Source organism: Actinoallomurus sp. CA-150999 (genome assembly GCF_050942425.1).
Lineage (GTDB): Bacteria > Actinomycetota > Actinomycetes > Streptosporangiales > Streptosporangiaceae > Actinoallomurus.
The window spans coordinates 277,556-304,226 of record NZ_CP192063.1; the positions used below are offsets into that span (position 1 = coordinate 277,556).

A 26,671-nucleotide genomic window follows, 5' to 3' on the forward strand; every position below is an offset into this window, starting at 1 on the left:
GAACAAGATGTGACGCACGTCACTCTTGTGGTCGCCAACCGACCGAATGGGTCATGCGTCAAGGAACTTTATCGCCAGGCAAAAAGGAATGCACATTCGTGTGCGATCGATCACAATCCGCTATTGATCGGTTTGACCTGGGAAGATCGGGGAACGCGCGCGGATCTACTCAGCGATAGAGGCCGGGATCGCCCGGCTCGAAGACCCGGAACCGATCCAGGTCCGTGGTGACGCCACCGACCCCTTGCGCCAGCTCGAGCGCGGCCGTCGCCGCCGATCGTACGAGCCGAGGGTCACGCTCCCCCGCGATACCGAACCGATACCCGTGCAGCCCGGGCTCGCGCCGCATCGGCCCCAGCGCCAGCGGCAGCAGCCAGCGCAGGCTCGGCACCTCCGGCCCGTCACAGCGGATATTGATCGGCGCACGCGGCGTCGTCAGGAAGAGCGAACCGTCCTCCGCCGTCCCGTCCGGCACCAGCCCCGGGATGAAGGCGCTGATCCGCGCGGCGAGCTCCCCGGGCGACACCTTCCGCGGCGTGTGCACCACGACGACCTCCGTCGGATCGTCGGCGACGAACTCCTGCGGCAGATGCGCGTACCCGCCGAACCGACGCGCCAGCCCCCGCGCCAGCCAGTTTTGGAACGGTCCCGAGTCGCTGGCCACGAACGCCTGGCCCTGCGGAAGGTTGCTCTTGGCGGCCAGGTCCGGAGTCACCGGATGCGGCCCGGCCAGCCGTACGCCCGCCCCGAAGCTGATCCCGCCGTCGACCGGCGCGGCCTCCGGATCGAACAGCCGGACCGCGGAGAGCAACCGCTCCGGCTCCGGCGACCGTGGCAACACCACCGCCGGCACCTTACGCAGCCGCCTGGCCGACACGCCGCCCATCAGATACGCGTGCGGTGAAAGTTGAGATAGGACCGCGACGGCGTCGGGCCACGCTGATCCTGATAACGCGACCCATGCCGCTTGGACCCGTACGGCTCCTCGACCGGAGAACTCGTCCGGAACAGGCACATCTGACCGATCTTCATGCCGGGCCACAGCTTGATCGGCAGCGTCGCGACGTTGGACAGCTCCAACGTCACATGCCCACAGAAGCCGGGGTCGATCCACCCGGCGGTCGAGTGCGTCAGCAGCCCGAGTCGACCCAGACTCGACTTGCCCTCGAGGCGGGCGGCGAGATCATCGGGCAGCCCGAACACCTCGTACGTCGAGGCCAGCACGAACTCCCCCGGGTGCAGGATGAACGGCTGATCCGACTCCACGTCGACGAGCCGGGTGAGGTCGGGCTGCTCCACGGCCGGATCGATGTGCGGATACTTGTGGTTCTCGAACACCCGGAAGTAGCGGTCGAGACGCACGTCGATACTCGACGGCTGAACCATGCCGGGGTCGTACGGATCGATCTTCATCCGCCCGGACTCGATCTCGGCCTTGAGATCACGATCGGAGAGCAGCACGACAAGAAAGTACCGGGTAATCACCCCGACACGTAAACGCCGGATCGGATCAACCAGGACCTCCCCTCGCCTAGGAGCCACGGCGAGCGGTCGGCCACTGATCGCCGGCTGATCGCGCGAGCCGGCTCCGATCGCACACAAAGTGGCTCCACGATCTTCGGTTTCCTGCAAGGACCTGCGCCGGACGGGGACTTTGCGTGCGTCCGGGCTCGTCCGCCCGCGTGATCCGGCCGGGAGCCGGAAGCCCTGAGCGCGAAGGGCGGGGGTTCCGGTAGCATGTGCGGGCGGTCTCCTGAGAAGGCGACCGATGCGGGTGTAGTTCAATGGCAGAACTCCAGCTTCCCAAGCTGGTAGCGCGGGTTCGATTCCCGTCACCCGCTCCACGCGACGAAGCCCCAGGCCAGGACACGAATCCCGGACGCTGGGGCTTCTCTCGTCAAGAGGCCTTTCGTCGCTTCCGTGCCCGTTGCGTGCCCGATCGCTCGTCAGGCTTCCCGCCGCCCGCGTCACCGGACTTCTGCGGCTTCTGGGAGCGCTTGAGCTCGCGCCGGACCATCTTGCCCAGCGTCGCGGCGATCTCCTTGTCTCGCTCCTGCCGAGCGTGGAGGTAGATCCGCGCCGCCCTGGTCGAGGAGTGGCCCATCCGGCTCATCAGCTCGGCCAGCGACGCGCCTGACTCGGCGGCGAAGGTGTTGCCGGTATGCCGCAGGTCATGAAGGTGGATGCCTTCAGGCAGGCCGCCCGCCGCGTCAAGTGCCCGCCTCCACGGATCCGTGAAGTTGCTGCGGCGCAGTTGGTTGCCCCTGACGCCGACGAACACGAAGCCATCCGGACCCGGCGCGGCGTACTCCTCCAGGTGCCGACGAAGGTCCGGGATGATCAGATCGGGGATCGCGACCTTGCGCGTGCTGGTCTCGGATTTCGGCGCGCCCTTCACGAGCGGCCCACCGGACGAAGACCCAACCGCGGATTCTCTCCAGCCATCGGCCCCTGACCTTCGCCACGGGACGGCCGCAGGGCCGCCGGCCAACTCACTTCGTTCGCCCGTCGGGTCGCCTTCGGCGATTGGACGGCAGCCCCGCTCTCCGGATCACGGGATGCTGTCTAATGGCCCAGCGCGGATCGTTGATCGGGTACGGGAAGGGTTGGCGCATGGCGGAACAGGACGTGCCATCCGATGGCCAGGCGCTGGGGTCGCCACCACGGAACTCGGTGTCGCTGGACGTGTTCCTTGGCGTGGCATCCCATCCCAGAGTGCCGTTCAGAGTGGTCGAACTGGCGGGGCGTGGCATCACGGCTGGCGCGGCTGCAACTCGATGGATGCTGGAGGTTGGGAAGCCGTCCCTCGACGGTCTCACGCTCGCCGACAAGGTCATCGAGTTCGGCGAGTGGGAAGAGCGACTCGTTGACCTCTGGAGGAGGTTCAGAAGCGGCGAGGTCGAAGCTGCGGCCTTCGAGATCCGCCTGGCTGAGATCGTCACAGCCATGGAGGACTGGCCGTCCAATCGCGATGGTCGAGGCTAGAGCTGGGCGCGGCCGCCACATGCCTCCGGCGGGGGCCTCAGGCTCGGGGATGGAGTTTGGGCCGCACGCGGCGCACGGTGGTCGGTGGCTGGTGTGGAAGGCGGATCGTCCCCTCTGCCTCCGTCCCAGGCAAAGCCCAGCGGGCCATGCCCCACGGGTCGAGGTCGTTCGTCCGTGGGGCGCTCCACCTCGACCCGTGGGGCATGGCCCGCTTCCCCTCCGGGGTGGGACGAAGGCAGAGGGGATGACCCGGCGGGCGGTGATGTGGCGTGGGCACGCCGTCGACATGGCCCGAGGCCGCCCCGCGTACTATCCGCGTATTCGAGAGTCCGGCACTCCCCCACCGGACTACCTCGCGCCGCAGGTCACGCCCCGGATCAGGCCGAGGTGCGTTACCGCCATCCGGAGCCGGGTGCGCAATTCAAGTGGGGATCGGTTATGCGCTCGGGGTCTCAAGCGTCGTATTGACCTGTCTTAGCTCACAGGCACATCCAGCAGTAGAGCTGGTCGTCTGCCTGGCGAGCGCGACGGGCCAGAGCCACAAAGCCCTCAATGATGTCCAGGGCGTGTGCCGCGTCCATATGACCGCTGAACTCCTCGATACGGGCCCATTCATCGGCGACCGAGGGCAGTGTGGAGTCATCGACGTCGGCGAGCGCGTCACGGATCCGATCACCGAGTTCTTCCAGCCAAGGGCCGGTGTTCCATGGAGACTCTTCGGGCAGCCGCTCGATCTCTTCCCGTGACTGTGGCTTCGTCTCCTCCGGCGGCCACACGCCAACGGTCTCGACCAGATCGATGCTCCACGGCACAGCGAGTATCAGTCCGACCAGTTGGCCGAGGATGACGACAGGATCGATACCTTTCGCATCCAACGCATCCACGCCCGCACCGATGGTCGCCGGGCCACGTGGTACATCATCACCCTGATCAAGCAGCCGAAGCGCCGCCTCCCTATCGGGTGCCCGGAAGTAGTCGAACAGCACGCCCACGCCATTTGCTCCCATCGACGCCTCAGAGGACCACCGTTGCGCGGATCGTACTGATACCCACCGTCAAATGACCGTCATGACCGATACGGCATCCTGCTCACGCGTGCCCGTTGCGTGCCCGTTAGAGCGGACGATCATGGTCACGTACGGTCGCTCACGGGGAGAACGCCGGGAACACGCAGGTCAGCCGTTCTGCAGGTGATCAACGATCAACGGAAGCGACTTCCCAAGCTGGTAGCGCGGGTTCGATTCCCGTCACCCGCTCCGACGAAGAAAGCCCAGACCAGGGACATGATCCCCAACCTGGGCTTTGATCTTGATGGGGCCGTTTTCGTCAAGGCGGCGGGGCAAGCGCCGCCGCAGGCCGCCCGCTCCGGCACGCCCTACGGGCGTGTGGCGTGGGCGCCGGTCCCTCGACCGTGCCGATCGGCCGGCTCACCGCGCGATGCCGCCACGCCCGTCCAAGTCCGGCAACATCATCGGCGAAGCGAGCCAAGATCAAGGGAGCCTCATGGCCGACGAACACGCAGTCATCGTCCATCTCAAGCTCGGTGACGACAGGTATGGGTCCGAGGATGAACGCGCTGCCATCCGCGCCCTTGAGCAAACACTGGCCGCCGCCATCGATTACGCAGATGCCGGAGAGCTCGACGGCAACGAGTTCGGCGGAGGCGAAGCCGTGCTCTACGCCTACGGTCCTCACGCAGGCGACCTCTTCGCTGCAATGGAGCCCGCCCTCCGAGACTCCACCATCAGGCCGGCCTACGCAATCGTCCGCTATGGCACCGCCACCGACCCCCAGTGCCGCGAAGACGTCATCCACCTCTAGACAAGACCGCCTCCGGCGGGGGCGCTTCCGGCTCCGGGAGCCACACCGGACACAGGTTGGTCGGTGGTTGAGGTGGAAGCCTGGTCATCCCGCCTACCGTCGCCCCAGGACAAGCCGAGGAGACCAGGCCCCAGGGGCGAAGGTCGCTCGTCCAGTGGGGCGCTCCACCTTCACCCCTGGGGCCTGCCCCGCTCCCCGGAGGGTGGGCCGACGGCAGACGGGATGACCAGGCAGGGCGCATCACACCGGGTCGGCGTCCTCGCTCTGTTTAACCGCGTTCAGAAGGCCAGACACCCATTCATCGTGACGTTCAAGCTGCGTAGCCCGAGCCCGACTCAACAGGACCATCTCCTTGGCCCGCCCCACAGCGCCAGGTCCGGCCTCCACCAAGTCGAGGGTCACGATGATCGAGTCCATCACGTCGACCTGCCGCATAGCCAACAACCGCTGCACAGCCTCCATGCCGTCTTGGACCAACACCCGCTGGCACTCCGACATCAATGGAGCCAGCCTCGCCGCGCGTTCGGGATCAAGCCCTCGGATCACGATGACCTCCGCTCACTTAGGTCGCATCTGGCCCGTGCCATTAGCCACGGTGAACAAAGGGCAACAGCGGGCACCCGCGACCACGTGACCGAGCAGGTCAGCTCCCAGAACGGCCAAGATCCGTACGCTTCCCAAGCTGGTAGCGCGGGTCCGATTCCCGTCACCCGCTCCACACGACGAAGCCCCAGGCCAGGACACTGAGCGGACGCGTCGGCTGCTCGGCAAAGCGCCCCTCAGGGCAGTTGGTAGTACTCCGCGTACCAGCGTGTCTGCGTCTGTACGGAGAAGTCTGTGAAGTCGCCGGCTGCTTCGCATGCGGTCAGGTGGTCAAGCGCTGCTGAGGCATCTCCGGGGTCCATGGCCGCCAGGTATGCCTTGGTCTCCTCAAGTCCGGCGCCGCAGAGCAACTGAACATCGATCGAGCAGTGGGCGTCCCAACCCGACGTCTTGGCCTGCCAGATGGTCAGCACATCGCCCAGGTCGCCGACCATGAACAACTGCACGCAGCTGAGCTTCATCAGTTCGGTGTCACCGTCGCCTTGGCGCTGACGCTCTAGCGTTGCGTGAGTCTTCAGCAGCTCCCGGACCTGCTGAAGATCTTCTGCAGATGGCCGCAGGCCGTAACGACGCAGGCTTTCGTCCTCATTCACGAGTGATCCTTGCCGGGAGAGTGGTGAAACTGGCGGCGGCACGGCCGCGAGCAGATGAGCTGTCGCCGATCGACCGAGACACGATCAGACGCGGGCCGGGCACGCGGCCTCGGCCCCGAAGGTGTCGCGGGTCATCAGAGACCTCGTAGGTCTCGTCGCCAGCGAGTTGGTGGCGTGCCGTAGCGGTTCTTGAACGCGCGGCTGAATGCCGCCTCCGACGTGTAGCCAACCCTCTGCGCGATGAGCGCGACCGGAAGGGAGGTGCCGCGCAGCAGGTCGGTGGCGGTGTCCAGGCGTACGTGCGCGAGATAGGTGGCCGGCGGCATCCCAACGCGAGCGACGAATCGCGCAGCGAACGCCGACCGGGAAAGGTTGCACGCTCGGGCCAGTTCCTCGACTGCCCAGTCGCGGCCGGGGTCTCGGTGGATAACGCTCAAGGCCAGACCGATCTGCGGGTCGAACGCACCGGCCAGCCAGTTCGGTTCGGCGTCCGTGCCGGCGGCCCAGGCGCGCATGATCTGGATGAAGATCAGATCGAGGATGCGGGCGACCATCACCGCCGACCCTTGAGAGGGCGATTGCATCTCGATTACGAGCATCCTGCGGGCGACTTCGATCCCTTCGAGCACTGGGCCGGGGGCGTCGCGCAGGATGATCACGGCCGGGAGGCTCCCGAGCAGGTGGCTCGCCTGCGGGTCGCCGATCGTGAATGTTCCGCAGAGCCAGCGTGCCGGCTCGCGTGCGTCGTTCTCGGCTGCGCCGGAACGCACGATCGCTTGTGCGCGCTTGCCTGCGTCGCTGATGTGGTGCGAGTCGCCGCGCGGGAGCAGGACGACATCGCCGCGGCTCAGGTGCTCGACGCGCGGGTCTCCGTCGACCCGAAGCACGAGTTCGCCCTCTTCGATGATGTGCAGGCTGCCGATATCGGCGAAGCCGATCGAGAAAGTCCGTGGCGGAGCGTACGCGACGATCCGTTCTCCGCTCAGACGGACCCTCCGGAGCAGCTCCGAGAGCAAATCGTGCGACTGACTATCTGCGTCGAGGCCGAGCGCGGCATCCTCAAGCGCTGGTGGATCGGCAAAGTCATGCGGCGTTCCGAGCAAATCGGCTGACGTCGCTGGACGATCAGCAAAATTTCCCGGCGGAGCGGTCATGGTCGCTACCCATTCCTCTAACTACGATCGACCAACAGTGAGTGGGACCAACAAACGGAAGGACTTAGGGCCACGTAGGGCGCTCTGGCATGTGCCAACTTCTTCTATCGGAGAAGCAGCTGCGCTAGCGGAAGTTCGCCCGACATCATCGCCCAAGTCTGGGTCTGCTCGCTTGCATCAACCGAGACTAACAACCAGGAGATTATCAATGACGGAGCAAGACAAGCCGACCAAAATCAGCTTCGTCTATTCCAACCCCACCGACCTGGACGCCTTCGAAGCAGCTTACTCCGAGCAGCTCGAGCTGGCGCGCAAGCTCCCCGGCCTGACTCGGCTGCAGGCGTCGAAGGTCTGGCCCAAGGAGGACGGCAGCCCGACTCCGGCGTACCGACTGTTGGACCTGTACTTCGCCGACTACGCGGCGGCCAGCGCCGCGGCCGCAGAGGCGGGTCCCCTCGTCGCCGCTACCCGCGAGCACGCCACCGGAGGGTTTCTGATCGCATTCGCGGAAATCATCGAGGACGCCTAGGCCGAACAAGACGGATTCCAGTCCCGTCGTCCATTGCGGCAATCAATTGCCGGGAGGGGGCAGGTCCCCCCTCCCGGCCCACTCCCCATAGCCTGCCGGCCGCGAGCAGCCTGATCCGGCTGTCCAGCATCGGCATCGTCCAAGGCTTTGGATTTAAGACCCGGGTGGCTGAGCATCCTCGGGACAGAAGAGCCGATCGCGTTGCAAACGCGCGTATTTTCGGTACGCCCTACGGACGTGCGGCGTGGGCGCCGGTCCGGAGCTTGAACGGAGATTCGCCGAGCGAGTCGGCGAAGCCGAGGTACGGCTCTGTTGGAATTTGAGATCGCTTATCAGTCAGCGTGATCTACAACGGTTAATCGAGCGTCGGCGCTTCTGCCTCCGGCGGAGGCACTCAGGCTCGGGGACGGCCCAGCACCGCGCCTGCCGCAAGGTTGTCAATGGTCGAGGTGGAAGCCGGGTTCTTCCCTCTGCCGACGCCTCAGGCAAAGCCCTGATCGCGGTCGTGGGCGTACGGGCCGACGTCGTCGTTCCCGGTAGGCGGCTTGCCGGCACTTGTTCGAGCAGTACGCGCGGCGGCGGATCGTGTAATCGAGGTCGGGCGCGCTCATCGCTGGTCGGTCGCTGGATTCGTGGAATTCCGCCGCAATCGCCGATGCCGGGGTGAGGCGGTCAGCTTGCTACGTCCACGCCCTCCTGGCATGCGTCCATGTAGGCACCCTTGCCGGCGGGGAACTTGCCCCCGCCTTTGACAGCATCACGGTAGGACCTCGCGCAGAAGTCGGAGGGAAGGTGATTCTTCCCAAAGAACATGACCATTCCGGCCGACTTCTTGACCATCTCGTGGCGGGTGTACTTCTTGCCGTTGGGGTCGATCAGGACCACCGTCGAGTCGCCTACCTTGTGACTCGCGGCCGGCGTGGCGGACGGGCTCGCGCTGGGGGATGGCGGGGCGGCCGGGGTGCTGCTCGCGCCCCCGCTCGCGGTCGCCGACCCGGGCGGAGTCGAGGGTCCGGCGGCGGTGTCGCCATCCTTGCAGCCCGCGGCCCCCACCGACAGAATGCCTAGCGACGCGACAATCAGCAGACTTTTGATGCTCGTGGCCACTTTTCCCCCTGTGCCCTGGGAAATACCCTGGGTGACCATAACAGGATTTCGGCACCGCTGCCCGGCGACGCTGCCCACGCCGCCTGGGCCCAGGCCGACAGCCGAGACCGCAGGCCGGGCCATTGGCAGGCCATTAACCCGGTGATCAAAGGGCAACAGCGGTCACTTGCGGATATATGTCCGTACAGGTCAGTGCGCCGGACAGTCCGGAACCGGACGATTCTGGCTCTGCTTCCCCGATTTCGAACCGTTCTCCCTCGTCTCGTCGCTCCGTAAGCTCGTCTGACATGTCCTGGATCCCGGTACTGTCCACCGTCGTCGGTGCTGTCATCGGCCTAGGCTCAGGACTGTTGACCGAACACCTGCGCGCAGGACGGGAGCACACCGGACAATCGCTCAGCGCCCGGCGAGACGTCTACGTCCAATATCTGGCGGCTCTCCACGACGCGAACGAGGCACTGCGTGCCGTCTCGCTCGGCGAGCACGCACCAGACCTCACCCGCAAGTCTGCAGCCCGCGTCGCATTCCGTTCCGCCCGGATCACCCAGGCCCGGGAGCACGTCATCCTCCTGGCCCCCGAACCTGTCATCACGGCGGCGGACAACGCCTACCGGAGCCTGCGAACGCTCCGGGACCGCATCGGTCAAGGTGAGCAGTTGGCCCAGTACGAGCCGGCGCTCATGGCCTATGGCGACAGCCTCGACGAGCTACGGCAGGCCGTCCGCCACGACCTCGGTATCAATGGTCGAAGTCCCCGCATCGAGCTCTGAGCGCCGCATTGCACGTTTCTCCAGCGCCGGTTGCGGGCCCCTGACCGTCAGGCAGCATCGGCCCGTCCCGCTCCCCGTGCGGATGGGACTAAGGCGGACAGGATGACCAGGTGGGCAGCGATTGGGCTCGCCTGGACGGAAAACGGGGAATGCGGACCGCTCGTGTGAGATGGATGTGATCCACTGTCGGCATGGGTGGTGCGCTAACGAGTCTGGTCGCGGTGGCCGGGACTCTGCTCGGCTCTGCTCTGACTTATTTCTTCCAGCGACGAACCGCGGGGCGTGCCGAGCAGTTCGCGCGAGATGAGCGGCTGCGGCAGGAACGTGTGTCGGCGTACAGCATGTTCGCCGAGGCGGTCATGGAGTACCGGCATGAAGAGTTGCAGGTATGGCTGCACCGCCACGGGGAACTCACCCACCCTCTTCCGGAACCATTCGAGGTCGAGCAAGGGCGTCTCCGCTCGCTGGCGTTGCGGGCGAGATACCGCGTACAGCTTCTGGCCGAGGAGCCCCGGCTGATCGAGCTCGCCAACCAGTCCCTCGATGCCGTGGCAGACATCCACCGTGCCAAAGACGCAACCGAGTTGATGGAGCACGGCGAGCGGACAGAGGAACGGGTCAGAGACTTCGTACGAGCGGCGGCCGCTGAGGTTCGTTGAACTGACGGTGCGCCGTGCCCGATCATCGGCAATGATCCGCATCTCGTGGGATCGGCGGGTCAGGCGACGGCCTCGGCCTCGGCCTCGATCATCTTCTCGATCGGCCGGGTGGCGACCGCGCCGACGGCGATACCGACGGCGATCGCGGCGATCAGTATCACGCTGGACAGCCAGGCCATCGTGGCGATGGGCAGGGTGAAAGCACCGATCAGACGGGCGACGCATTCGCCCAGCAGGGCACCGCCCCAGACGAGGCTGAAGCGGCGCTCGAGCCGGCCGAACACCGCCGATTCGGCGGACAACCGGTCCCACGCGGCGATCTTCGCTGCGTCCCCCTTGGTCATGAAGGGCTTGAGACCGGCCGACATCAAGAACCGGCCGCGCAGAGCCATCACGATGATGCTCAGGCCGATCACGCTGCTGACACCCGAATCCTTGGCCACCATCAGGCGGGCATCACCGGTGACGAAGCTGAGCGCGATCCCGGCCACGTTGACGAGCAGCATCAGGCCCGCCAGCCCGTTGAAGGTCCGGTGGCGAACGGCGTCGGCGATCGTGCGCACCGCCGGGACGACGCTGCTGAGCGCGAGCGAGGTGACCAGATCGACGCCCAGGCCCTTGTGCAGCAGGTAGTACGAACCCACCGGGAGAGCGACGTCCACGACCAGCGGCTTGAGGTTGCCCAGCAACTCCCCGCCGTTGGACTGCGGGCGCGACTCCGGGGCGGCGTCCTTCTCACCGGACCGGCCGGCCGTGACGGGGGAGGTGATCTGCGCCATTTACGTTCCTTCGCTCGGCTTGCTTCAGTGATGCAAGCTTCGCTGGAACGCAGGGTCACCCGGCAGATCCATCGATCCACGGTCGATCAGTACGAATGTCACCGCCCCGGCACAGTCATCGATGCCGATCCCCTCAGGTCGGTCGCCTTCCCGATCCGATCCCCTCGGGTCGGTCGCCTTCCCGATCCGGTCACCCGGGTCATCCCTGCTGCCGCCGTGTCGGCTGGCCGCTCATCTGCTCGGGTCATCGCGCAGGCACACCTTGCCGCCGTTCACCGGGTGCCGTTCGTGGGAGCCGGTGTCAGGTGATTCCTGATAGATATCCGATATGCAGGCACAGATGTGGGTGTCAGTGGCATCCATGATCGGGGTCGTACTGGGCGGAGGCCTGTCCTATCTGACCCAGCTCACCACCCAACGGCAGGCCAACCGCAATGAGGACAAGCGGCAGACGAAAGCGCTGGCCGAGGCGCGCCGAGCGGAGCAACTGGACCTCCTGCGCCAATTCATCCAGATCTCCCAGCGAGCAGAGCGCTTGGCTGAGGACCGTGACGGCAGCTCCGAGTGGGTGACGGCTGCCAAGAACGTCATGGACGATCTCTGGGCCTGCGAACGCGTCATCCATATCCTGTTCACGCCGACGCTCCACGAGCAGGCACGCCGATACGTCAAGGCGACCAATGATGTCCTATGGGAAGAACCGGCCGACGTATCAATGTGGGACTACCTAGAAGGACCTAAAACCAACTTCCTCGACGTAGCCCGTACGGAGCTTGCCTGACACATCGGACGGGTCACCAGCGTCACTGAGCGACGCGGCCGGGCCGAGTCCCCGGCGGACGGGATGACCTGGCAGGAGCGCTATGGCGGTCAGTCTTCGGGCGAGGGCTGCACCGGCGGAGCCGGGACCAGCGGTATCGGGTTTTCGTCGAAGGCGCGGAACACCCGCGTGGTCGGGTCCGGCGCGCCTTCGTCCTGAAGGCGATCGGTGAGCAGGAAGTCGGCCAGTTCGAACGCGGAGGCGTGCTCACTCTCGCTCAGGAAGAATGTTCCACCGATGAGCTGCGGATCCCAACCGTGCGCCAAGGCATAGTCGATGACCGTACGCACGTCCTTCGGGGTCGGATAGCTGGAATCGGTCGCGCACCCCCACGGCAAGACCGCCTTTGACAACAGGTCCGCCTGGAGCGCACGGCTGTTCTTCCCAGCGCCCCAGACGCGCACGCGAATGCACCTGTGGCAGTCGCGTTCACCGGCCACGTGACAGATCTGGCCCGTCCATACGAACTCCCGCCCGTTCGCGTACAGCTTCCGCAACCGCTCTTTCACGCTGCTCACCTCGCCTCACTGGCCGGGCCGAAGCCTATGGCGTCATCCTGCGTACTGCGAAAACAGGGCCGTGTCGTCGGCTCTCCGGCCGGTTCCAAGGTCAGTGATCTGTGTCGGCGAACCTCTTCGCGAGCTCGCGGTGCCGTTCTGCGGCCAGGGCGGCCTGGCCGCTGGTGATGGTCGCTCCCGGCATGCTGCCCAGACGCTCGATCTCTTCGGCGAAGCGGAGGTGCTGTCGGTGCGCGTGTTCGCGGCAGGGCAGACAGGTGACGCTCTCCGGGCGTGGAGAGGTCATCGCGTACGGCACCTTCTGCTCGCATCCGGTGGTGACGACGCTGGGTAGGTCGCCGGCGAGGCCGAAGGTGGACGCCATCATGTGGCGGACGGCCGCGTCGGCGTGGATCACGTTCAGTTGAACGTGAATGTGCGGATCGCTCCCGCCCATCTGTGCTCCTTGCCCCCGGCTGATCGGTAGCGGCCGGCGAATACAGAATGGCAGGCTAACCCGATTCAGTAGCCAGGGTGCTACCGAAGGCCATGAACTTAGACGCCTTCAGGCCGACCCGTCGTACCGAGCCTCAGCCTCGCCGAAGACCATGCGGTGTCCGCGCGCCGTGTCCATGTACTCGCGGACCCGGTGGATCAGACCGTCCCGGAGTTCGAAGACGAAGCAGTAGTCGTTGGCGTAGTGGTTGCCGTTGGCCAGCGTCGCCGTCATGGTCTCCTCCACGATCACTCGCTCGCCGTCGGCATAGATCCCGTGGAAGGTGACGGTGACGTCTCGCACGAAGAAACGGAGGAAGTCTTCGGCGAGGAACCGCACGATCTCCTTCCTGCCGACCAGATGGCTGGGACCTCCCAGCGCGACGGCGGTAGCGTTCCCCGGTGGCGCGAGCCACTCGGCGTCCTCGGTGAAGACCGCGGCGATTCGGTCGGCGTCGTGACTGGCGAACGCCTTCCACGCATCCTGGACGATGGCGCGGCTCTGCTGAGACATACCGCGACCGTAGACGGGCGTCGGCGTAGCGGCTGGCGGCTTTCCGCCCTCATCCCGAGCGACTATTCAAGATCCGGAACGCCCGCCACGCTCGGTGAGAGGCGGGCGGCGGAGGCCGTGTCGGGTCTCCTGTTCGAAGGCGTGTCCGGCCTGGAGGACGGCGAAGTCGGCGCGGTGTGGGCCGACGATCTGTACGCCGACCGGGAGGCCGCCGGGGGTGAAGCCGCCCGGCACGGACAGGGCCGGCGAGCCGGTGGCGCTGACGAAGTAGGCCGAGCGCATCCAGTCGAGGTACGTCTCCATCCGTACGCCGGCGATCTCGGTCGGGTATTCGAGGTCGATGGGGAACGGCGCGACCTGGCTGACCGGGAGCAGCAGGATGTCGTACGCCTCGAAGAACACGCGCGTGCGGTGGAACAGCTCGGTGTGCAGGACCTCGGCACGGGCCACGTCGGGGCCGCTGAGGGCGCGGCCGACCTGGGCGTTCCAGCGGATGCTGTCCTTCAGCGCCTCCGGCCGGGTGTCCAGGATGGGGCCGAACATCACCTCGAACTGCCACGCCCGCAGAGTGCGGAAGACCTCTTCCGCGCCCGAGAAGTCCGGGCAGGCGCGCTCGACGACGCAACCCACGGCGGCGAACGTCTTCGCCGCCGCCTCGACGACCTGGGCCACCTCCGGCTCGACCGGCACCGTACCGCCGAGGTCGGGTGACCAGGCGACGCGCAGGCCGCGCAGGTCGCGGTCGAGGGGCATGGCGAAGCGGGCGCCCGGGACCTCCAAGGCCATGGGTGAGCGCGGGTCCGGGCCGGCGATCGCCGACAGCAGGAGCGCTGCGTCGGCCACCGTACGGGCCATCGGGCCTTTGACGTTCATCGTCGTCCAGCTCATGGGGGCGGGCCAGTTCGGCACGCGTCCCGGCGATGGCCGGAAGCCCACGACGTTGTTGAACGACGCCGGGTTGCGCAGCGATCCGCCGGTGTCGCTGCCGTCGCACAGCGGGTGCATGCCGGCGGCGAGCGCCGCGGCCGCCCCTCCGCTGCTGCCGCCCGCCGACCTGCCCAGGTCGTACGGGTTGCGGGTGGCCCCGAACAGCGGGTTGAAGGTGTGCGAACCGGCCGCGAACTCAGGCACGTTCGTCTTGCCGATGGTGATCGCGCCGGCCGCGCGGATCCGCTCGACCACGAGGTCGTCCCGTTCGGGCACGTGGTCCGCGCGCAGCGGCGAGCCGTACGTCGTCCGGATGCCCGCGGTCTCGTGGATGTCCTTGTGCGCCACGGGCAGGCCGTGCAGCGGTCCGGTCTGCTCGCCGGCGGCCGTCCGCGCGTCGGCCGCCGCGGCGTCGTCCAGCGCCCGGTCGGCGACCAGCGTCACGATCGCGTTGACGGCCGGGTTCACCCGCTCGATCCGCTCGAGGTGCGCGGTGACGACCTCGCGGGCGGAGACCTCCCGGCGGTCGAGCAACCGCCGGAGCTCCAGCGCGGTCAGGTAGTGCAGCTCGGTCACTGACTCTCCTCAACGATCATCGGGCGGGCGACGGCGCGGACGGCGAGCTCGGCCACGGCCGCGACCGCGACGTTCACCGCCAGCCCGGCGATCCCGGCGTTGATGTGCGCGAGGTCGGTGTCGGTGAGCGTCGCCCACACGACCAGTGTCTCGCCCGCCGCCAGGCCGAGCAGCGCCGCGGGCAGGGAGAGGAGCCGCCGCCGGCCGACGGCCGCGATCATGGCCGGGATCAGCTGGGCGAAGCCGCTGACGGTGAGCAACTGCAGGTTGGCGAGCAGGTCCGGGCGCGAGATGCCGAGGACCAGCGCGACGCCGGCCGCCAGGACCACCACCGTGTGGTTGAGCAGGATCTTGGCGCGTTCGGTGCGGAGCCGTACGAGGTTGTTCGCCACCAGCGACGACAGCGCGACGCACATCGCGGCGGCCGGGACGATCGCCGAGCTCGCCGCCGCGAGGACGATCAGACCGGTCGCCCAGCCGGGCAGGGCGCCGTCGGCGAGGGTGAGGAGCACCCCGTTGCTCTTGGTCTTCGGCGACAGCACCAGCAGGCCGGCGAAGCCGACGATGACCGGCAGGATGATCGCGATCTGGTACAGCGGCAGGAAGACCGCGTTCCGGCGGATGACGCGCGGGCCGCGGGCGGACAGCATCGGCGCCCAGTGGTGGGGCGAGGTGAGGAAGACCGCCGCGATCGTCGAGATCAGCACGCTGGTCAGCCACCAGGTGCGGTCGTACGCACCGGAGTGCACGGTGAGCAGCTGCGCGTTGTGCGCCTGGATCTTGTGGAACATGCTTCCGACGCCGCCCGCGTAATGCACCGGGACGGCGATGACGAGGACCGCCAGCGCCCCGATCATCAGCAGGTCCTTCAGGTAGGCGGTGTTGGCGATGCCGCGGATGCCCGACCACAGCACGAAGGCGACCATCAGGACGGTGGCGATCACCATGCTGAGGTTCGCCGAGGACGTGCTGCCCGTCACCAGGCGCACCGCCAGGCCGAGGCCGGTGAGCTGGAGCTGGAGGTACGGCAGCAGGAAGACGAGCCCGAGCACCGCGACGATGCGGCCGAACATCGGGCTCGAGTAGCGCTCGGCGAAGAAGTCCGCCTGCGTCAGGTACCCGTGCCGGCGGCCGAGCCGCCACAGGACGGGCGCGAAGAAGTACTGGCCGATGAACGCGAGCGGGATGTAGAGGATCGCGTACGTCGCGGCGGCGCCGGTGGCGAAGGCGGCCCCGGCGACGCCGAGGAACGTGAAGGTGGTGAAGGACTCTCCGGCCTGCAGGAACCACATGGTGAAGCCGCCGAAGTTCCGGCCGCCCACCGTCCATTCGGCGAGGTCGATCGTACGGCCGCGGCGGCCGAGGAAGCCCAGGGCGGCGAGCAGGCAGAGGCCCGCGACGGTGACGGCGAGCGTACTGGTCATGACCGTTCCTCCGGGTCATCGGCGTGCGGGCGCCCCCACTCGACCACCGCGAGCGCCGGAGTGATCAGCAGCACCCACGCGCTGCACCAGACGAACAGGCGCGGCATGCCCAGCCACAGCCGCGGCGTGTTGACGAAGGGCAGCCAGACCGCGCTGAGCAGCGCCAGCGTCGGAACGAGTGGGAGGAGGACGAGCAGTCCGTGCCGGGACCGTGGCGTGCGACCGGGATCCATCGCGACTCCTTCGGGAGGGGGCTGGGCGTGTCCCGAGAACGTCGTCCGGACGGGGATCCGTGGGAGACGCCCTTCCGCCGCATTGAACCCGCCGTGACGCTCCGCCGCCTCGTCGTGACGGTCCAACAAACGACGGGCCGAATTCGTCGGCGCGAACAACATGGCCTGGCCGTCGGCCCAGGGTCCTGCGTCGTCGCGGCGCTCACCAGGACGGTTCGAGGTCGAGCAGGGGAAGGACGCGCTTTCCGAGCAGGTCGATGCCGTGGTCGGCGCTCAGTCCGTGCGGCGTGCCGAATTCGACGCGGCTCGCACCGGCGTCGATGAGCCGCTGGGCCTGAGTCGCCACATACTCGGGGGTTCCGGAGAACGCGAACAGGTCCAGCAGGTCACCGGGGATGAGCGCGCCCGCACCGCTGCGGTCTCCTTGAGCGAGCCGTTCCTTCACCCGGGCGAGCAGGTCGGTGGGCACCTCGATGGTGGGATCGAGTTCGGCCACCACGGCGAGGTACATGGCGACCTCGATGCGCGCCAGGGACCTGGCGCGCGCGCCGTCCTCGTCGACGACCGTCACCGCTCCGACCACGATGCCCACCTGGTCCGCCGAGACCGGCCCTGCGCCGATGCGGTGGCGCATCACGTCGATCATCGCGGGATTGGCGGTTCCTCCGATCTTTACTTCGTGGGCGATCCGGCCGGCCAGCGCGGCGGTCTGCGCACCCCAGGTCCCGATCAGCAGCGGGACCTCGGGACGGAAGGGGACATAACGCAAGTGCGCTTCCGGGGCGAGCTGGAAGACCTCGCCCTGGTAGCCGTCCCGCGTTCCGGAGAGCAGTGCGCGGATCAGCCCGGCGGAGTCCCGCAGATGAGCCAGCGGGCGAGGCTGACCGATACCGATGTCGCCCAGCCAGGTGCCGCGGGCCAGTCCGAGGTAGGCCCGGCCGGACGAGGCCAGGTCCAGGGCCGCGACCTGGCCGGCGATCTCGTAGGGATGCATCGAGTACGGGTTCCAGCACGCGGCACCGAGGCGGAGCCGCCGGGTCGCACGGGCCATCTCGAGCAGCGGAAAGATCGGTGGCTGGAACATGAGATCGCCGAAGACCGACAGTACGTCGAAGCCGAGATTCTCGGCCAGCGCGGCGAGCCGGGCGTAGTCGCCGGGTCGCTTGTCGCTCTGCAGGCCCAGGCCGATCTCGACCCGCGTCACGTCACATCCTCCGTGTTCAGCCGGCATGTTCCGATGCGGTCGATCCGCATGATCAGTCTTTCTTCGGGATCCGGGCAGCACACGAGCGTGTCCCGTTCCAGCCAGTCACCGCTGGGCAGGGCACGCTGCTTGGCAGGCAGCAACGGCAGCACCGCCTGCAGTGCGTAGACGCAGAAATGCCGTCCCTCGGGGATCCGCAGGTGCGCGCTGTCAACGAGTTCGAAGTAGTCTCCGACCGCCATCCCGCAGACGGACCTGCCCTCGATGCGGTCCACGGTGACGCGCAGGTCGTACAGCTCCGTCACCGGAGCCTCGGACGTCGGGGGACTCGTGTTTCTCTCGGGTGGGGTCGCCGGGCCGGTCATACCTTCTCCGCTACTGTCACGTGCCGTGCCGACAGGTCGAGGCCCACGCCTGCGGCGTCGGCCTTCGGCTTCGGCGTCGCGAGGCTCACGACCAGGACCACCACCGCGTTGATGACCATGGCGATCAGGCCGGGTTCCCACTCCGGCAGGTGCGCCGCCCAGTAGTGCTTGGCGAACGGAGCGAGCAGCGCGGTGAATCCGGCCACAATGCCGGCGAGCACCCCGATCGCGGACGTCCTGCGCCACAGGAAGGCGAGGAACACACCGGGCGCGAGCATGCCGATGGCCGAGTAGGCGTACAGCAGGATGTCGACGAGCGACTTGCTCTGACCGATCGTCAGCCAGACCGCGAGCCCGGCGAAGGCGACCATGGAGAGCCGGGAGATGAGCAGTGCGGCGCGGTCGGACAGCTCACGTCTCGCCAGGCCGACGACGTTGCGCGCGAACAGCGATCCGGAGGTGAGCAGCAGGACGGAACCCGGTGCGAGCGCGAGCAGGAAGCCGGTCCCGGCGAGGAGCCCGACCACCCAGGCGGGGTACTTGTCCGAGACGAACTGCAGCAGTGCCCCGTTGAGGTTCCCGCCCTCCGGTTTCGTTCCGGCGACCAGCGCCGCGAACCCGAGCAGGATGATGAAGAAGTACGCGAGTGAGTACAGCGGCTGCCAGATGGCGTTGCGCCGGATCGACGTGCCGGACGCCGCCGAGTAGGACACCTGGAAGAGGTGGGGGAACACCCAGTTGCCCAGCGCCACGTTCAGGGCCGAGGTCATGAGCCATGTCGACGTGGTCGGGGAATGCGGGTCGAGGCCGGGGAACCTGCCGATGCCGGGATGCCGCTGCTCGACGAGGTGGAAGATGTCGAGGAAGGACGACGCGCCGACCTTGCCCGCCACGGTGACGGTCAGCAGGACCACGAGGACGATCATCAGGATGTCCTTGACGCCTGCGGAGAAGGCCGCGGAGCGCAGTCCGGCCAGGAACACGAAGGCCAGCATCAGCACGGCGCCGATCACGACCGCGGCGTTCGGCGACACGGAGCCGCCGAGGGTCAGCCGTACGATCAGGCTGAGACTCACCAGCTGGATCTGCACGTAGACGATGAGCGCCGCGATGCCGACCACGGCCGTCACCGCACCGAGCCAGGGGGCGTCGTAGCGAGCGGCGAAGAAGTCGGCCTGGGTGATCAGTCCGTGCTTGCGCCCGGCCCGCCAGATCTTCGGCATGAGCAGGTAGCCGATGGCGTAGCTCAGCGAGACGGAGGTGAAGGCGAGGTACGCCGGGGCGCCCAGCGCCCACGCGTATCCGGAGATACCGAGAACGGCGAAGGTCGTGTAGACCTCTCCGGCATTCATGAACCAGAAGAGCACGGTGCCGAAGCGACGTCCGCCCACGGCCCAGCCGGACATGGTCTTGGGGGTGTTCGAGCGCCGCCCGAAGCCGATGGCGCCGACGGCGGTGCCCAGGACGATGATGAGGGCGAGTACGAGCGTCATGACGCGTCACCGTCCGCGTGCGGCGATCGGACGGCCGGCTGCGTCGACGCGATGAACTCGCGTTCCTCCGCATCCACGCCCGACCGGCGGTCCAAGCGGAAGACCAGGCCGACGACGGCCGTCGTCGCGATGACGCCGAGCATCTGCCAGAGCATGGGGAACGGCACGTTGAAGGGTGCGAACGACACGTCGTTGACCATGGGAACGAGGGCGACCTGCCAGATGAACGGCAGGACGAGCAGCCAGCGATAAGCGCGGGATCCAGCAGTGGGCGGTCGTTCGCGTCTCTGGGCAGATGTCATGGTTCTCTCCCGAAAGGGGGCGGCGCCGGGCTGATGACGTCACGACACTGTGCAGTCTGCCTGGACGGCGTGCTGTGAAACTAAACACATGGGCAGCGCTCGTCAAGGGGTGGAGGTCGACGCCTTGTTTTCCGGAGCTGTCGGCGTGACCAGTGTGAATGTCCATGACATCGGCCCGTTGCGCGCCGGACGTGGAGGAGCCGCCCGATTCGGCCTATTGTGTAGCCAGGCTGTACGGAGGACCATGATCGGCACGCAACTGCGAGAGCTTCGAACGAAGCGGGGACTGAGCCTGCGGGCCCTCGCCGCAGAGACGGGACTCTCGCCGACATTGCTCAGCCAGGTGGAGCGCGGTGTGACCGAGCCCAGCCTGGCCACGCTCCGCCGCCTCGCCGGCGTGTTCGGCGAATCGGTGGCATCGCTGTTCGACGACGCCGCGGCCCCTTCCGTCTGGGTGAGCCGACCGGGGGAACGCTCGACTCTCAGCGGACCGCGAGGGCTGGTCCGGTACGAGCGCCTGACTCCGGGCAACGGGCAACTCGAGGTGCTGCGCGCGGTGCTTCCTCCCGGCGCGGCGACCAGCGAGGAGCCCTGGGCGCATTCTTCGGTCGAGTGCGCGTACGTCATCGCGGGAACGCTGACCGTGGAGATCGCCAAGGTGACGCACCACGTCGCCGCCGGGGAATCGATCACCTTCGACTCGCGCCGGCCGCATCGATACGTCAACCCGTCCGGCGATCAGGTGGAGTACATCGTCTCGGTCACCCCGCCGTCTCCATAGACACGGAGAGCGGGCGATGGGCCGAATTCGTCGGCGCGAACGACGTGACCCGCACCGTGACCTCGCCGTAACATTCGAGGAACCTCTGAAACGGCGCGTAATCGGACAATGACCTGATGGTGGACAGCGAGGATCTCTGGGCGATCGCCGGGACGATCGCGAGTACGGTCGGCGCTCCGGTCACCATCGAGGACACCGACTCCGAGGTCGTCGCCTACTCTCCCGGCCAAGAGGGCTCCGACGACGCCCGCGTCGCCACGATCCTGGGCATGCGCGTGCCACAGCTCCACATCGACGCCATGCACACCCGGCACCTCGACGAGACGCTGGCGACCGCGACCGGGCTGTTCGTCGCGCACCTGACCGAGCTCGGCCTGCTGCCCCGGATCGTGGCGCCCGTCCGGGTGGACGGCGAACTGATCGGCTCGATCTGGGCGATGACCGCCGATCCGCTCGAGCCGGCACAGGAAAAGGCCCTCATGGACTCCGCCGCGCTCGTCGCGCCGTACCTGCTCCGCCGCCAGGCGGCGCGCCAGGCCGACGCGATGCGGCGCGCCGACGCGGTCCGGACCCTGCTCGGCGGCGGATTCGACGCCGCCGACGCCGCCGAGCGCCTGGACCTGACACCGGGACCGCTCGCCGTCCTCGCCATCACGGTCACCCCGCCCGCCGACGCCGGCATGAACGCGCACGGTGCCACGAGCGCGTACGCCACGAGCGCGAACGATGCCACGAGCGCGAACGGCGCCACGAGCGCGAATGACGCCGCGAGTGCGAATGACGCCGCGAGTGCGTACGGCGGCGGCCTGCTACGTCGTACGCAGTCGCTCCTGGACGCGCACCTGTCGGCGCTGCGCCACCGCGGGATCTGCGCGACCATCGACGACACCGCGTACGCGGTGGTGCCCGCGACCGACGATGAGGTGCCGCTGCGGATCGCCCGGGAGTTCCAGGCGCGCACCGAGCACGGCGACCGGCTGTCGGTCGGCGTCGGCCCCACCGTTCCCGGGCCACCCGACCTCGCGCGCTCCCGCGCCGACGCGGAGACGGTGCTGCGGCTCCTGCACCGGCAGGGCCGTACGGGCACCGTGGCGCACCTGCGGGACGTCTACCTGGACGTGCTCCTCATGCGGGCGATCGACTTCGCGGACACCGCGGGGTACGACCCGCTCGGTGCGATCACCGTGCTCACCGCGCACGACCGGCGCAAGGGCAGTGCGCTGCTGGAGAGCCTGGACCGGTACCTGGCCTGCGGCGAGGACATCCGCGCGGCAGCGACCGAACTGCACATCCACCCGAACACGCTGCGGTACCGGCTGCGCCGCGCGTGCGACGTGGCGGACATCGACCTCGCCGACACCGACACCAAGTTCCAACTGCGGCTGCAACTCCGATTGCGGGCGCTGCGCTCCTGCACCGACTGACCCGTCTTTACACGGATCCCAGCCGCTTCGCCTCTTCGTCGCCTGACCTGCCTTACGCGGATCCTCGCCGCCCCTTCGCCGGCTGACCCGCCCTCATACGGATCCCCGCCGCTTCGCTCCTTCGCCGACTGACCCGCTTTACGCGGCCGCTCCGACTCTTTGTCCCTCGCTACAAACCCCGGTCGCCGGACTGTGGCCGTGCGTACAGTGCACCGGCCGTCGGGCTCGGCCCATGCTGAGCGGCATGCGTACCGATGCGTCCCGTCCCCCGCAGAGCGCGCTCGTCGTCGGCGCCGGCATGGCCGGCCTCGCGACGGCCTGGTTCCTCCAGGAGCGCGGCGTCGAGGTCACCGTCGTGGAGCGGCGGCGCGTCGCCGCGGGGGCCTCCTGGGGCAACGCCGGCTGGCTGTCGCCGTCGCTGGCCGTGCCGCTCCCCGCGCCCGCCATGCTCCGTACCGGACTGCGCGAACTGCTGTCGCCGGCGTCGCCGTTGTACGTCCCGCCGCGCGCGGATCCGGGGCTCGGCCGGTTCCTCGCGGCGCTCGCCGGAAACTGCACGGACCGCAGGTGGCGGGTGTCGATGAGCGCGCTCGCTCCGCTCAACCGGCGGGCGCTCGACGCGTACGACGCGCTGGGCGATGGAGGTGTCAAAGAGCCGACCGTCTCCTCCGACCGCTTCCTGATCGTCTGCCGTACGGCGACGGAGCGGCAGGCGTTCGTCGACGAACTGGAGCGGGTCCGCGCCGCCGGCCAGGACGTCGACTATGAGCCGCTGACCGGCACCCAGGTGCGCGACGCCGAACCCGCGCTGTCGGACGCGGTCGGTCCCGGCCTGCTCCTGCACGGCCAGCGCTACATCGACCCGCCCGCCTTCATCGCCGCCCTCGCCGACTCGGTACGGGCCCGCGGCGGCCGGATCGTCGAGGACTCCCCGGTACGGTCCGTGCGGGACACCGGCGACGCCGCGGTGGTCGCCACCGCCGCGGGTACGACCCTGCGCGCCGACGCCGTGGTGCTGGCCGCCGGCGCCTGGCTCACCCCGCTGGCCCGCGCCTTCGGCGTACGGACTCCGGTCCAGGCCGGCCGCGGCTACAGCTTCAGCGTCTCCGGCCGCCTGCTGCCGTCCGGCCCGACCTACTTCCCCGGGCAGCACGTCGTCTGCACACCGCTGGGCGACGGACGCGTCCGCGTCTCCGGGATGATGGAATTCACTGCCCCCGACCGGCCGTTGGACCCGCGCCGGGTCCGGGCCGTCATCGCCGCCGCCCGGCCGATGCTGCGCGACGTCGACTGGGACGCCCGCACCGACGAGTGGGTCGGTTCCCGCCCTTGCAGCACGGACGGGCTTCCGCTGGTCGGCCCGACCAGGTCACCGCGCGTCTTCGTCTGCGGCGGCCACACGATGTGGGGGATCGCCCTCGGACCGCTGACCGGACGGCTGCTGGCCGAGGCCATGACGACGGGCCGTCCGGCCCCCGAACTGACACCTCTTCATCCGCTCCGCTGAGCCCGCCGGAACACCGTCGTCGCCCCATCGCCGAGTCTCTTCGTCGGCTCCTGCGAGTCTCGGCGAAAGGACGTCACCGAGCGCCGAGCGCAACCCACCGATGAGGCCGCAGGCGCGTGCCCGGGACGAACGCGGGGGGAGAGGGGATGAACGGTCCCGCAGCGTTCGGCGCGGGTGCCGCCCGGTAGGGACCCTCGGGAGCCGGGCGGCCCGAGTGTGCGGCTTGAACCGGTACCGGTTCGTGAGGCTTCTCCGATGCCTCGTACGCCGCGGGCCCTTGCCGCGACGCGGGGTTCAACGTGGTGAGCTCCCCCAGCGCGGGACCTGCGGCGGCGCTCGCCTCGGTCACCGCTCGCAACCGCCGTCGTGCGTTCTCGGCGCTCAGCCGCGCGGCCGGATCCTTGATCAGGAGACCCTTCAGGATCGGCGCGAGGGGGCCGGCCTTGGCCGGCGGTTCAGGCTCCTCGGTGAGGACCATGCCGATCAGGGCGGGGATCTCGCCGGCCATGTAGGCCGGCTCGCCCTCGACGGCGAAGTAGAGCACGGCGCCGAGCGACCACAGGTCCGACTCGGGGCCGGACGGGCGTCCGCGTAGACGTTCCGGCGCTATGTACCCGGGCGAGCCGATCAGCGCCCCGGTCTGGGTCAGCGCGGTCGCACCCTCCATCGCCGCGATGCCGAAGTCGGTCAGGACGATGCGATCGTCATCGCCGACCAACACGTTCCTCGGTGTGACGTCCCGGTGCAGGATTCCCGCGGCGTGGGCGGTGTCCAGCGCGTCGAGCATCTGCAGGCCGATCGCCGCGACGCGGTCAGGGAGGAGCGGGCCGTCTTCGCGGACCAGCTGGTCGAGTGACCTGCCACGTACGAGCCGCATGACGATCCACGGCAGGTCGTCCTCGGTGACCACGTCGTACACGCTGATGATCGCCGGGTGGTCGAGGTGGGCGGCGGCCCTCGCCTCACGAACGAACCGCTCAAGCAAGCCCGCACGAGTCGCGTCATCCAGATTGCCGGGAAGCAGGATCTCCTTCACCGCGACGTCACGCTCGAGGTACTCGTCGCGGGCGCGCCAGACGATCCCCATCCCACCGCGGCCAAGCGAGTCCAGCAGCCGGTAACGCCCTGCGATGGTCCGTTCTGCGGAACTTGGCATGGCGGGAAGATATCGCTCAGGCAGCGCTCAGCCCGACGCGGAAGCCGATGCCGGTCAAATTCGCAGGGCCCCGGAGTTCTCGCCGGCCGAGGTGGCTCAGTGGTGCTGTAGGGCGCGGAACTGGCGGCACCAGGTGCGGTTCCGGCCGGGCAGGCCGCCCGGCTCGGGCTTGCACACGTACGGGCAGAACAGGCTGTTGAGCAGCCAGGGGGTGCTGTGCGGGCCGAAGTCCTTTGACATCGCCGCGTCCTGGGTAATGCCGTAGGCGGCCACGGCGAGTTTCCCGGTACTGCGGAAACGCTCCATCTGGTCCGTCAGGAAATTCTTGTTGTCCGCGTACCACGAGTTGGAGAGCAGGAAGTCGTTCCACTTCTGCTCGTCGAAAGGGTGCTGGGTGGCGTCCTTGATGACCTGCCAGACGGGGGTCCCCTTCGCGATGGCGTGGCTGCGGGCGAAGGCCGGATTCACCGGGTCGCTCATGTGCTGCTTCCAGAGCTGCACCAGGGAGAACTCGGTGGCGAGGAACTTCTGGTCGCCGCGGAGGAAGGGCAGCACGTAGTCGACGTACTTCTGCGCCGCGGCCGGGCTGGGCACGTGCGGGTGGATGTCCACGCCCGCGATGGAGGGGGTGTGGGCGGTGAAGGTCATCCAGCGCCGCGTCTGCGCGGTTTCGGCGCCGGGCCGGTACAGGGCGGTGAGCGCCCCCATGTAGATGTCGGTCTTGCAGTTCGCTCCGAAGTGCGCCTGCCGGTAGCGGGCGGCGTGCAGGGCGAGCGCCTCGTAGAAGGCGTTGATGCGAGGGGTCTCGCGGTCCGTCTTACTCGTCTCGAAGAACGGCTCGTTGCCGACGGTCAGGATGTCGACCTTGCCCATGGTCGCGGCCAGGACCTTGTCCAGCCGGGCCAGGGCGGTCTTCATGGCCGGGCTGCCGGGTGTCGGTATCGGCTTGTCCTGGTACTGGAACTTCATGGTCAGCACGGTGCCGTAGCCGTGGGCGGCCGCCTGAAGCAACTTCGCGAGCCCGGGCTGGGTCGCCGGGTTCCCCGGGTCGGCGTGGGACATCAGATAGAAGCCGCGTATCCAGGTGCCCGAGACGGCCTTCAGCTCGGCGTAGTCGATCTTTTGCAGTGCCTGGTTGACGTTGGCGGCGAGTACGCCGGAGGCGGGCGGCGCGCTCACCCTGCCCGGGATGGAGGAGGAGCCCGCGGTGGGAGAGGAGTTGTTCCCGCCCGAGCCGCAGGCCGCCGTCCCCAGGGCCGCCAGCACGGCACCTCCGGAGAGGGCGAGCACCTGGCGCCGGGAGGTGTCCCCGCTCGGCCGTCCCGTGTCGAATTCCGCGTCGCTTCCTCTCATGCGCCGACCCGCCTCCCGGTTCGCTCTCTTCGTCCGTGCGGTCCCTGGAACAGACCTTTCCGTACCAGGACGGCACAGTACGCTCTGATCCGGCTGGTTCAGGCGCCCTTCTCGATCACGCGGCGGAGACCCTGGATGGCGGTAGTGATCCCTTTCTTGTCGTAGCCGCTGGTGGGCATGGTGGCGCCGTGAGCGTGCCGGACGACGCCCTGCGAATCGATGAGGATGCTGCCCGACTGCTGCATCGAGCCGAAGACCTTCCTGCTCAGGCCGATCATCTCGTGCGGGGTGCCACGGCGGCCTACGAGGACGGGGAACGGGACCTGCCGCTTGTCCTTCCACGCGGCCGCTTCTCGACGGTCCGCAGGAAGCGCGACGAGCACCCGGACGCCGTCGGCCGCGAACTCATCGCGGCGCCGGATGAGGTCCTGGACGTGCCTGTTGCAGACCGGGCACGACGTCGACCGCATGAAATAGATCAGCACGGCATTCTTGCCCTGATAGTCGGACAAGCGGACGGCCCGGCCGTCGGTGTCCTCCAGCAGTACGTCGGGCGCGGGCGATCCGGTTTCGAGCATGGCGAACTCCCCTTCGAAGTGG

At 68.2% G+C, this 26,671-nt stretch carries 31 protein-coding genes and 1 tRNA gene; 10 read left to right on the forward strand and 22 right to left on the reverse strand.

The annotated features are described in order from the left end of the window. Positions 1-169: 169 nt before the first annotated feature. Positions 170-844, reverse strand: coding sequence for a hypothetical protein (locus ACQP2O_RS01425; RefSeq protein ID WP_433179315.1), 675 nt, complete (start codon positions 842-844; stop codon positions 170-172). 41 nt (positions 845-885) lie between these two features. After that, positions 886-1,632 carry a dCTP deaminase gene (gene dcd, locus ACQP2O_RS01430; protein ID WP_433179316.1) on the reverse strand — a complete coding sequence of 249 codons (747 nt, stop codon included), beginning with the start codon at positions 1,630-1,632 and terminating at the stop codon, positions 886-888. 138 nt (positions 1,633-1,770) lie between these two features. Between dcd and ACQP2O_RS01435 the strand changes: the two genes are divergently transcribed. After that, positions 1,771-1,844, forward strand: a tRNA-Gly gene (locus ACQP2O_RS01435). Positions 1,845-1,897: 53 nt separating this feature from the next. On the opposite strand, the gene ACQP2O_RS01440 is transcribed toward ACQP2O_RS01435, so the two are convergent. Further along, positions 1,898-2,398: a tyrosine-type recombinase/integrase gene (locus ACQP2O_RS01440; protein WP_433179317.1), complete on the reverse strand. Its 501-nt coding sequence runs from the start codon at positions 2,396-2,398 to the stop codon at positions 1,898-1,900. A 215-nt stretch (positions 2,399-2,613) separates the two neighbouring features. Here ACQP2O_RS01440 and ACQP2O_RS01445 point away from each other — a divergent pair, with 215 nt between their 5' ends. Then, positions 2,614-2,985, forward strand: a complete 372-nt coding sequence (locus ACQP2O_RS01445) for a hypothetical protein (protein ID WP_433179318.1) — start codon at positions 2,614-2,616, stop codon at positions 2,983-2,985. Positions 2,986-3,464: 479 nt separating this feature from the next. Here ACQP2O_RS01445 and ACQP2O_RS01450 read toward each other — a convergent pair whose 3' ends face one another. Continuing rightward, complete coding sequence (locus tag ACQP2O_RS01450; protein ID WP_433179319.1) at positions 3,465-3,977, reverse strand: hypothetical protein; 513 nt, start codon at positions 3,975-3,977, stop codon at positions 3,465-3,467. A 511-nt stretch (positions 3,978-4,488) separates the two neighbouring features. Between ACQP2O_RS01450 and ACQP2O_RS01455 the strand changes: the two genes are divergently transcribed. Further along, positions 4,489-4,806 (forward strand): hypothetical protein, encoded by a 318-nt coding sequence (locus ACQP2O_RS01455; RefSeq protein WP_433179320.1) that lies wholly within the window; start codon positions 4,489-4,491, stop codon positions 4,804-4,806. Positions 4,807-5,046: 240 nt separating this feature from the next. Here the strand turns inward: ACQP2O_RS01455 and ACQP2O_RS01460 are convergent, their stop codons facing one another. From ACQP2O_RS01460 to ACQP2O_RS01470, 3 genes are all read right to left on the reverse strand, one after another. Then, entirely contained in the window at positions 5,047-5,352 is a 306-nt protein-coding gene (locus ACQP2O_RS01460) for a hypothetical protein (RefSeq protein ID WP_433179321.1), read from the reverse strand. Positions 5,353-5,585: 233 nt separating this feature from the next. Further along, positions 5,586-6,002, reverse strand: a complete 417-nt coding sequence (locus tag ACQP2O_RS01465; RefSeq protein WP_433179322.1) for a hypothetical protein — start codon at positions 6,000-6,002, stop codon at positions 5,586-5,588. A gap of 134 nt (positions 6,003-6,136) precedes the next feature. Then, positions 6,137-7,156 carry a cupin domain-containing protein gene (locus ACQP2O_RS01470; protein WP_433179323.1) on the reverse strand — a complete coding sequence of 340 codons (1,020 nt, stop codon included), beginning with the start codon at positions 7,154-7,156 and terminating at the stop codon, positions 6,137-6,139. 208 nt (positions 7,157-7,364) lie between these two features. Here ACQP2O_RS01470 and ACQP2O_RS01475 point away from each other — a divergent pair, with 208 nt between their 5' ends. Next, positions 7,365-7,685: an EthD family reductase gene (locus ACQP2O_RS01475; RefSeq protein ID WP_433179324.1), complete on the forward strand. Its 321-nt coding sequence runs from the start codon at positions 7,365-7,367 to the stop codon at positions 7,683-7,685. A gap of 672 nt (positions 7,686-8,357) precedes the next feature. Here the strand turns inward: ACQP2O_RS01475 and ACQP2O_RS01480 are convergent. Further along, on the reverse strand, positions 8,358-8,792 hold the full coding sequence (locus tag ACQP2O_RS01480; RefSeq protein ID WP_433179325.1) for a hypothetical protein: 435 nt from the start codon (positions 8,790-8,792) through the stop codon (positions 8,358-8,360). Between the two features lie 287 nt (positions 8,793-9,079). On the opposite strand from ACQP2O_RS01480, the gene ACQP2O_RS01485 reads away from it, so the two are divergent. After that, positions 9,080-9,562, forward strand: a complete 483-nt coding sequence (locus tag ACQP2O_RS01485) for a hypothetical protein (protein ID WP_433179326.1) — start codon at positions 9,080-9,082, stop codon at positions 9,560-9,562. Between the two features lie 191 nt (positions 9,563-9,753). Further along, entirely contained in the window at positions 9,754-10,221 is a 468-nt protein-coding gene (locus ACQP2O_RS01490) for a hypothetical protein (RefSeq protein ID WP_433179327.1), read from the forward strand. A 59-nt stretch (positions 10,222-10,280) separates the two neighbouring features. On the opposite strand, the gene ACQP2O_RS01495 is transcribed toward ACQP2O_RS01490, so the two are convergent. Beyond that, positions 10,281-11,000, reverse strand: a complete 720-nt coding sequence (locus ACQP2O_RS01495) for a VC0807 family protein (RefSeq protein ID WP_433179328.1) — start codon at positions 10,998-11,000, stop codon at positions 10,281-10,283. Between the two features lie 352 nt (positions 11,001-11,352). On the opposite strand from ACQP2O_RS01495, the gene ACQP2O_RS01500 reads away from it, so the two are divergent. Next, positions 11,353-11,781, forward strand: coding sequence for a hypothetical protein (locus ACQP2O_RS01500; protein WP_433179329.1), 429 nt, complete (start codon positions 11,353-11,355; stop codon positions 11,779-11,781). An 89-nt stretch (positions 11,782-11,870) separates the two neighbouring features. Here the strand turns inward: ACQP2O_RS01500 and ACQP2O_RS01505 are convergent, their stop codons facing one another. The 10 genes from ACQP2O_RS01505 to ACQP2O_RS01550 all read right to left on the reverse strand — a co-directional run bounded on the left by ACQP2O_RS01505 (position 11,871) and on the right by ACQP2O_RS01550 (position 19,850). Then, positions 11,871-12,224 carry a hypothetical protein gene (locus ACQP2O_RS01505; protein WP_433179330.1) on the reverse strand — a complete coding sequence of 118 codons (354 nt, stop codon included), beginning with the start codon at positions 12,222-12,224 and terminating at the stop codon, positions 11,871-11,873. A 205-nt stretch (positions 12,225-12,429) separates the two neighbouring features. Then, positions 12,430-12,774: a hypothetical protein gene (locus ACQP2O_RS01510; protein ID WP_433179331.1), complete on the reverse strand. Its 345-nt coding sequence runs from the start codon at positions 12,772-12,774 to the stop codon at positions 12,430-12,432. 108 nt (positions 12,775-12,882) lie between these two features. Continuing rightward, positions 12,883-13,326, reverse strand: coding sequence for a nuclear transport factor 2 family protein (locus ACQP2O_RS01515; protein ID WP_433179332.1), 444 nt, complete (start codon positions 13,324-13,326; stop codon positions 12,883-12,885). A gap of 66 nt (positions 13,327-13,392) precedes the next feature. After that, positions 13,393-14,829, reverse strand: a complete 1,437-nt coding sequence (locus ACQP2O_RS01520) for an amidase (RefSeq protein WP_433179333.1) — start codon at positions 14,827-14,829, stop codon at positions 13,393-13,395. Next, positions 14,826-16,253 (reverse strand): sodium:solute symporter family protein, encoded by a 1,428-nt coding sequence (locus tag ACQP2O_RS01525; RefSeq protein ID WP_433179334.1) that lies wholly within the window; start codon positions 16,251-16,253, stop codon positions 14,826-14,828. Before ACQP2O_RS01525 ends, ACQP2O_RS01520 begins: the two co-directional genes overlap by 4 nt. Further along, on the reverse strand, positions 16,250-16,486 hold the full coding sequence (locus tag ACQP2O_RS01530; protein ID WP_433179335.1) for a hypothetical protein: 237 nt from the start codon (positions 16,484-16,486) through the stop codon (positions 16,250-16,252). The genes ACQP2O_RS01525 and ACQP2O_RS01530 overlap by 4 nt, the downstream gene beginning before the upstream one ends. 202 nt (positions 16,487-16,688) lie before the next feature. After that, a complete protein-coding gene (locus ACQP2O_RS01535; RefSeq protein WP_433179337.1) occupies positions 16,689-17,690 on the reverse strand; it encodes an LLM class flavin-dependent oxidoreductase in 1,002 nt (333 codons plus the stop codon). After that, positions 17,687-17,995 carry a TIGR04076 family protein gene (locus ACQP2O_RS01540; RefSeq protein WP_433179338.1) on the reverse strand — a complete coding sequence of 103 codons (309 nt, stop codon included), beginning with the start codon at positions 17,993-17,995 and terminating at the stop codon, positions 17,687-17,689. Before ACQP2O_RS01540 ends, ACQP2O_RS01535 begins: the two co-directional genes overlap by 4 nt. A gap of 56 nt (positions 17,996-18,051) precedes the next feature. Further along, positions 18,052-19,548: a sodium:solute symporter family protein gene (locus tag ACQP2O_RS01545; RefSeq protein ID WP_433179339.1), complete on the reverse strand. Its 1,497-nt coding sequence runs from the start codon at positions 19,546-19,548 to the stop codon at positions 18,052-18,054. After that, complete coding sequence (locus ACQP2O_RS01550; protein ID WP_433179340.1) at positions 19,545-19,850, reverse strand: DUF3311 domain-containing protein; 306 nt, start codon at positions 19,848-19,850, stop codon at positions 19,545-19,547. The genes ACQP2O_RS01545 and ACQP2O_RS01550 overlap by 4 nt, the downstream gene beginning before the upstream one ends. Positions 19,851-20,094: 244 nt before the next feature. Here ACQP2O_RS01550 and ACQP2O_RS01555 point away from each other — a divergent pair, with 244 nt between their 5' ends. The 3 genes from ACQP2O_RS01555 to ACQP2O_RS01565 all read left to right on the forward strand — a co-directional run bounded on the left by ACQP2O_RS01555 (position 20,095) and on the right by ACQP2O_RS01565 (position 23,562). Continuing rightward, positions 20,095-20,631 (forward strand): helix-turn-helix domain-containing protein, encoded by a 537-nt coding sequence (locus ACQP2O_RS01555; RefSeq protein WP_433179341.1) that lies wholly within the window; start codon positions 20,095-20,097, stop codon positions 20,629-20,631. 116 nt (positions 20,632-20,747) lie between these two features. After that, entirely contained in the window at positions 20,748-22,055 is a 1,308-nt protein-coding gene (locus tag ACQP2O_RS01560) for a PucR family transcriptional regulator (RefSeq protein WP_433179342.1), read from the forward strand. Positions 22,056-22,299: 244 nt separating this feature from the next. Further along, a complete protein-coding gene (locus tag ACQP2O_RS01565) occupies positions 22,300-23,562 on the forward strand; it encodes an NAD(P)/FAD-dependent oxidoreductase (protein ID WP_433179343.1) in 1,263 nt (420 codons plus the stop codon). A 73-nt stretch (positions 23,563-23,635) separates the two neighbouring features. Here ACQP2O_RS01565 and ACQP2O_RS01570 read toward each other — a convergent pair whose 3' ends face one another. The 3 genes from ACQP2O_RS01570 to ACQP2O_RS01580 all read right to left on the reverse strand — a co-directional run bounded on the left by ACQP2O_RS01570 (position 23,636) and on the right by ACQP2O_RS01580 (position 26,649). Next, the gene (locus ACQP2O_RS01570) at positions 23,636-24,718 is read right to left on the reverse strand and encodes a serine/threonine-protein kinase (RefSeq protein ID WP_433179344.1); all 1,083 of its coding nucleotides are present in this window, start codon (positions 24,716-24,718) and stop codon (positions 23,636-23,638) included. 96 nt (positions 24,719-24,814) lie between these two features. Beyond that, positions 24,815-26,071, reverse strand: coding sequence for a hypothetical protein (locus ACQP2O_RS01575; RefSeq protein ID WP_433179345.1), 1,257 nt, complete (start codon positions 26,069-26,071; stop codon positions 24,815-24,817). 98 nt (positions 26,072-26,169) lie between these two features. Further along, positions 26,170-26,649: a peroxiredoxin family protein gene (locus ACQP2O_RS01580; protein WP_433179346.1), complete on the reverse strand. Its 480-nt coding sequence runs from the start codon at positions 26,647-26,649 to the stop codon at positions 26,170-26,172. Positions 26,650-26,671 lie beyond the last annotated feature (22 nt).

Bases quoted from the DNA above. Each gene is read 5' to 3' on its own strand.
- ACQP2O_RS01575 (WP_433179345.1), bottom strand. From the start codon at position 26,071: ATGAGAGGAAGCGACGCGGAATTCGACACGGGACGGCCGAGCGGGGAC.
- ACQP2O_RS01490 (WP_433179327.1), top strand. From the start codon at position 9,754: ATGGGTGGTGCGCTAACGAGTCTGGTCGCGGTGGCCGGGACTCTGCTC.
- ACQP2O_RS01555 (WP_433179341.1), top strand. From the start codon at position 20,095: ATGATCGGCACGCAACTGCGAGAGCTTCGAACGAAGCGGGGACTGAGC.
- ACQP2O_RS01550 (WP_433179340.1), bottom strand. From the start codon at position 19,850: ATGACATCTGCCCAGAGACGCGAACGACCGCCCACTGCTGGATCCCGC.
- ACQP2O_RS01530 (WP_433179335.1), bottom strand. From the start codon at position 16,486: ATGGATCCCGGTCGCACGCCACGGTCCCGGCACGGACTGCTCGTCCTC.
- ACQP2O_RS01570 (WP_433179344.1), bottom strand. From the start codon at position 24,718: ATGCCAAGTTCCGCAGAACGGACCATCGCAGGGCGTTACCGGCTGCTG.
- ACQP2O_RS01560 (WP_433179342.1), top strand. From the start codon at position 20,748: ATGGTGGACAGCGAGGATCTCTGGGCGATCGCCGGGACGATCGCGAGT.
- ACQP2O_RS01525 (WP_433179334.1), bottom strand. From the start codon at position 16,253: ATGACCAGTACGCTCGCCGTCACCGTCGCGGGCCTCTGCCTGCTCGCC.
- ACQP2O_RS01475 (WP_433179324.1), top strand. From the start codon at position 7,365: ATGACGGAGCAAGACAAGCCGACCAAAATCAGCTTCGTCTATTCCAAC.
- ACQP2O_RS01545 (WP_433179339.1), bottom strand. From the start codon at position 19,548: ATGACGCTCGTACTCGCCCTCATCATCGTCCTGGGCACCGCCGTCGGC.
- ACQP2O_RS01470 (WP_433179323.1), bottom strand. From the start codon at position 7,156: ATGACCGCTCCGCCGGGAAATTTTGCTGATCGTCCAGCGACGTCAGCC.
- ACQP2O_RS01510 (WP_433179331.1), bottom strand. From the start codon at position 12,774: ATGGGCGGGAGCGATCCGCACATTCACGTTCAACTGAACGTGATCCAC.
- ACQP2O_RS01565 (WP_433179343.1), top strand. From the start codon at position 22,300: ATGCGTACCGATGCGTCCCGTCCCCCGCAGAGCGCGCTCGTCGTCGGC.
- ACQP2O_RS01485 (WP_433179326.1), top strand. From the start codon at position 9,080: ATGTCCTGGATCCCGGTACTGTCCACCGTCGTCGGTGCTGTCATCGGC.
- ACQP2O_RS01495 (WP_433179328.1), bottom strand. From the start codon at position 11,000: ATGGCGCAGATCACCTCCCCCGTCACGGCCGGCCGGTCCGGTGAGAAG.
- ACQP2O_RS01580 (WP_433179346.1), bottom strand. From the start codon at position 26,649: ATGCTCGAAACCGGATCGCCCGCGCCCGACGTACTGCTGGAGGACACC.
- ACQP2O_RS01455 (WP_433179320.1), top strand. From the start codon at position 4,489: ATGGCCGACGAACACGCAGTCATCGTCCATCTCAAGCTCGGTGACGAC.
- ACQP2O_RS01445 (WP_433179318.1), top strand. From the start codon at position 2,614: ATGGCGGAACAGGACGTGCCATCCGATGGCCAGGCGCTGGGGTCGCCA.
- ACQP2O_RS01515 (WP_433179332.1), bottom strand. From the start codon at position 13,326: ATGTCTCAGCAGAGCCGCGCCATCGTCCAGGATGCGTGGAAGGCGTTC.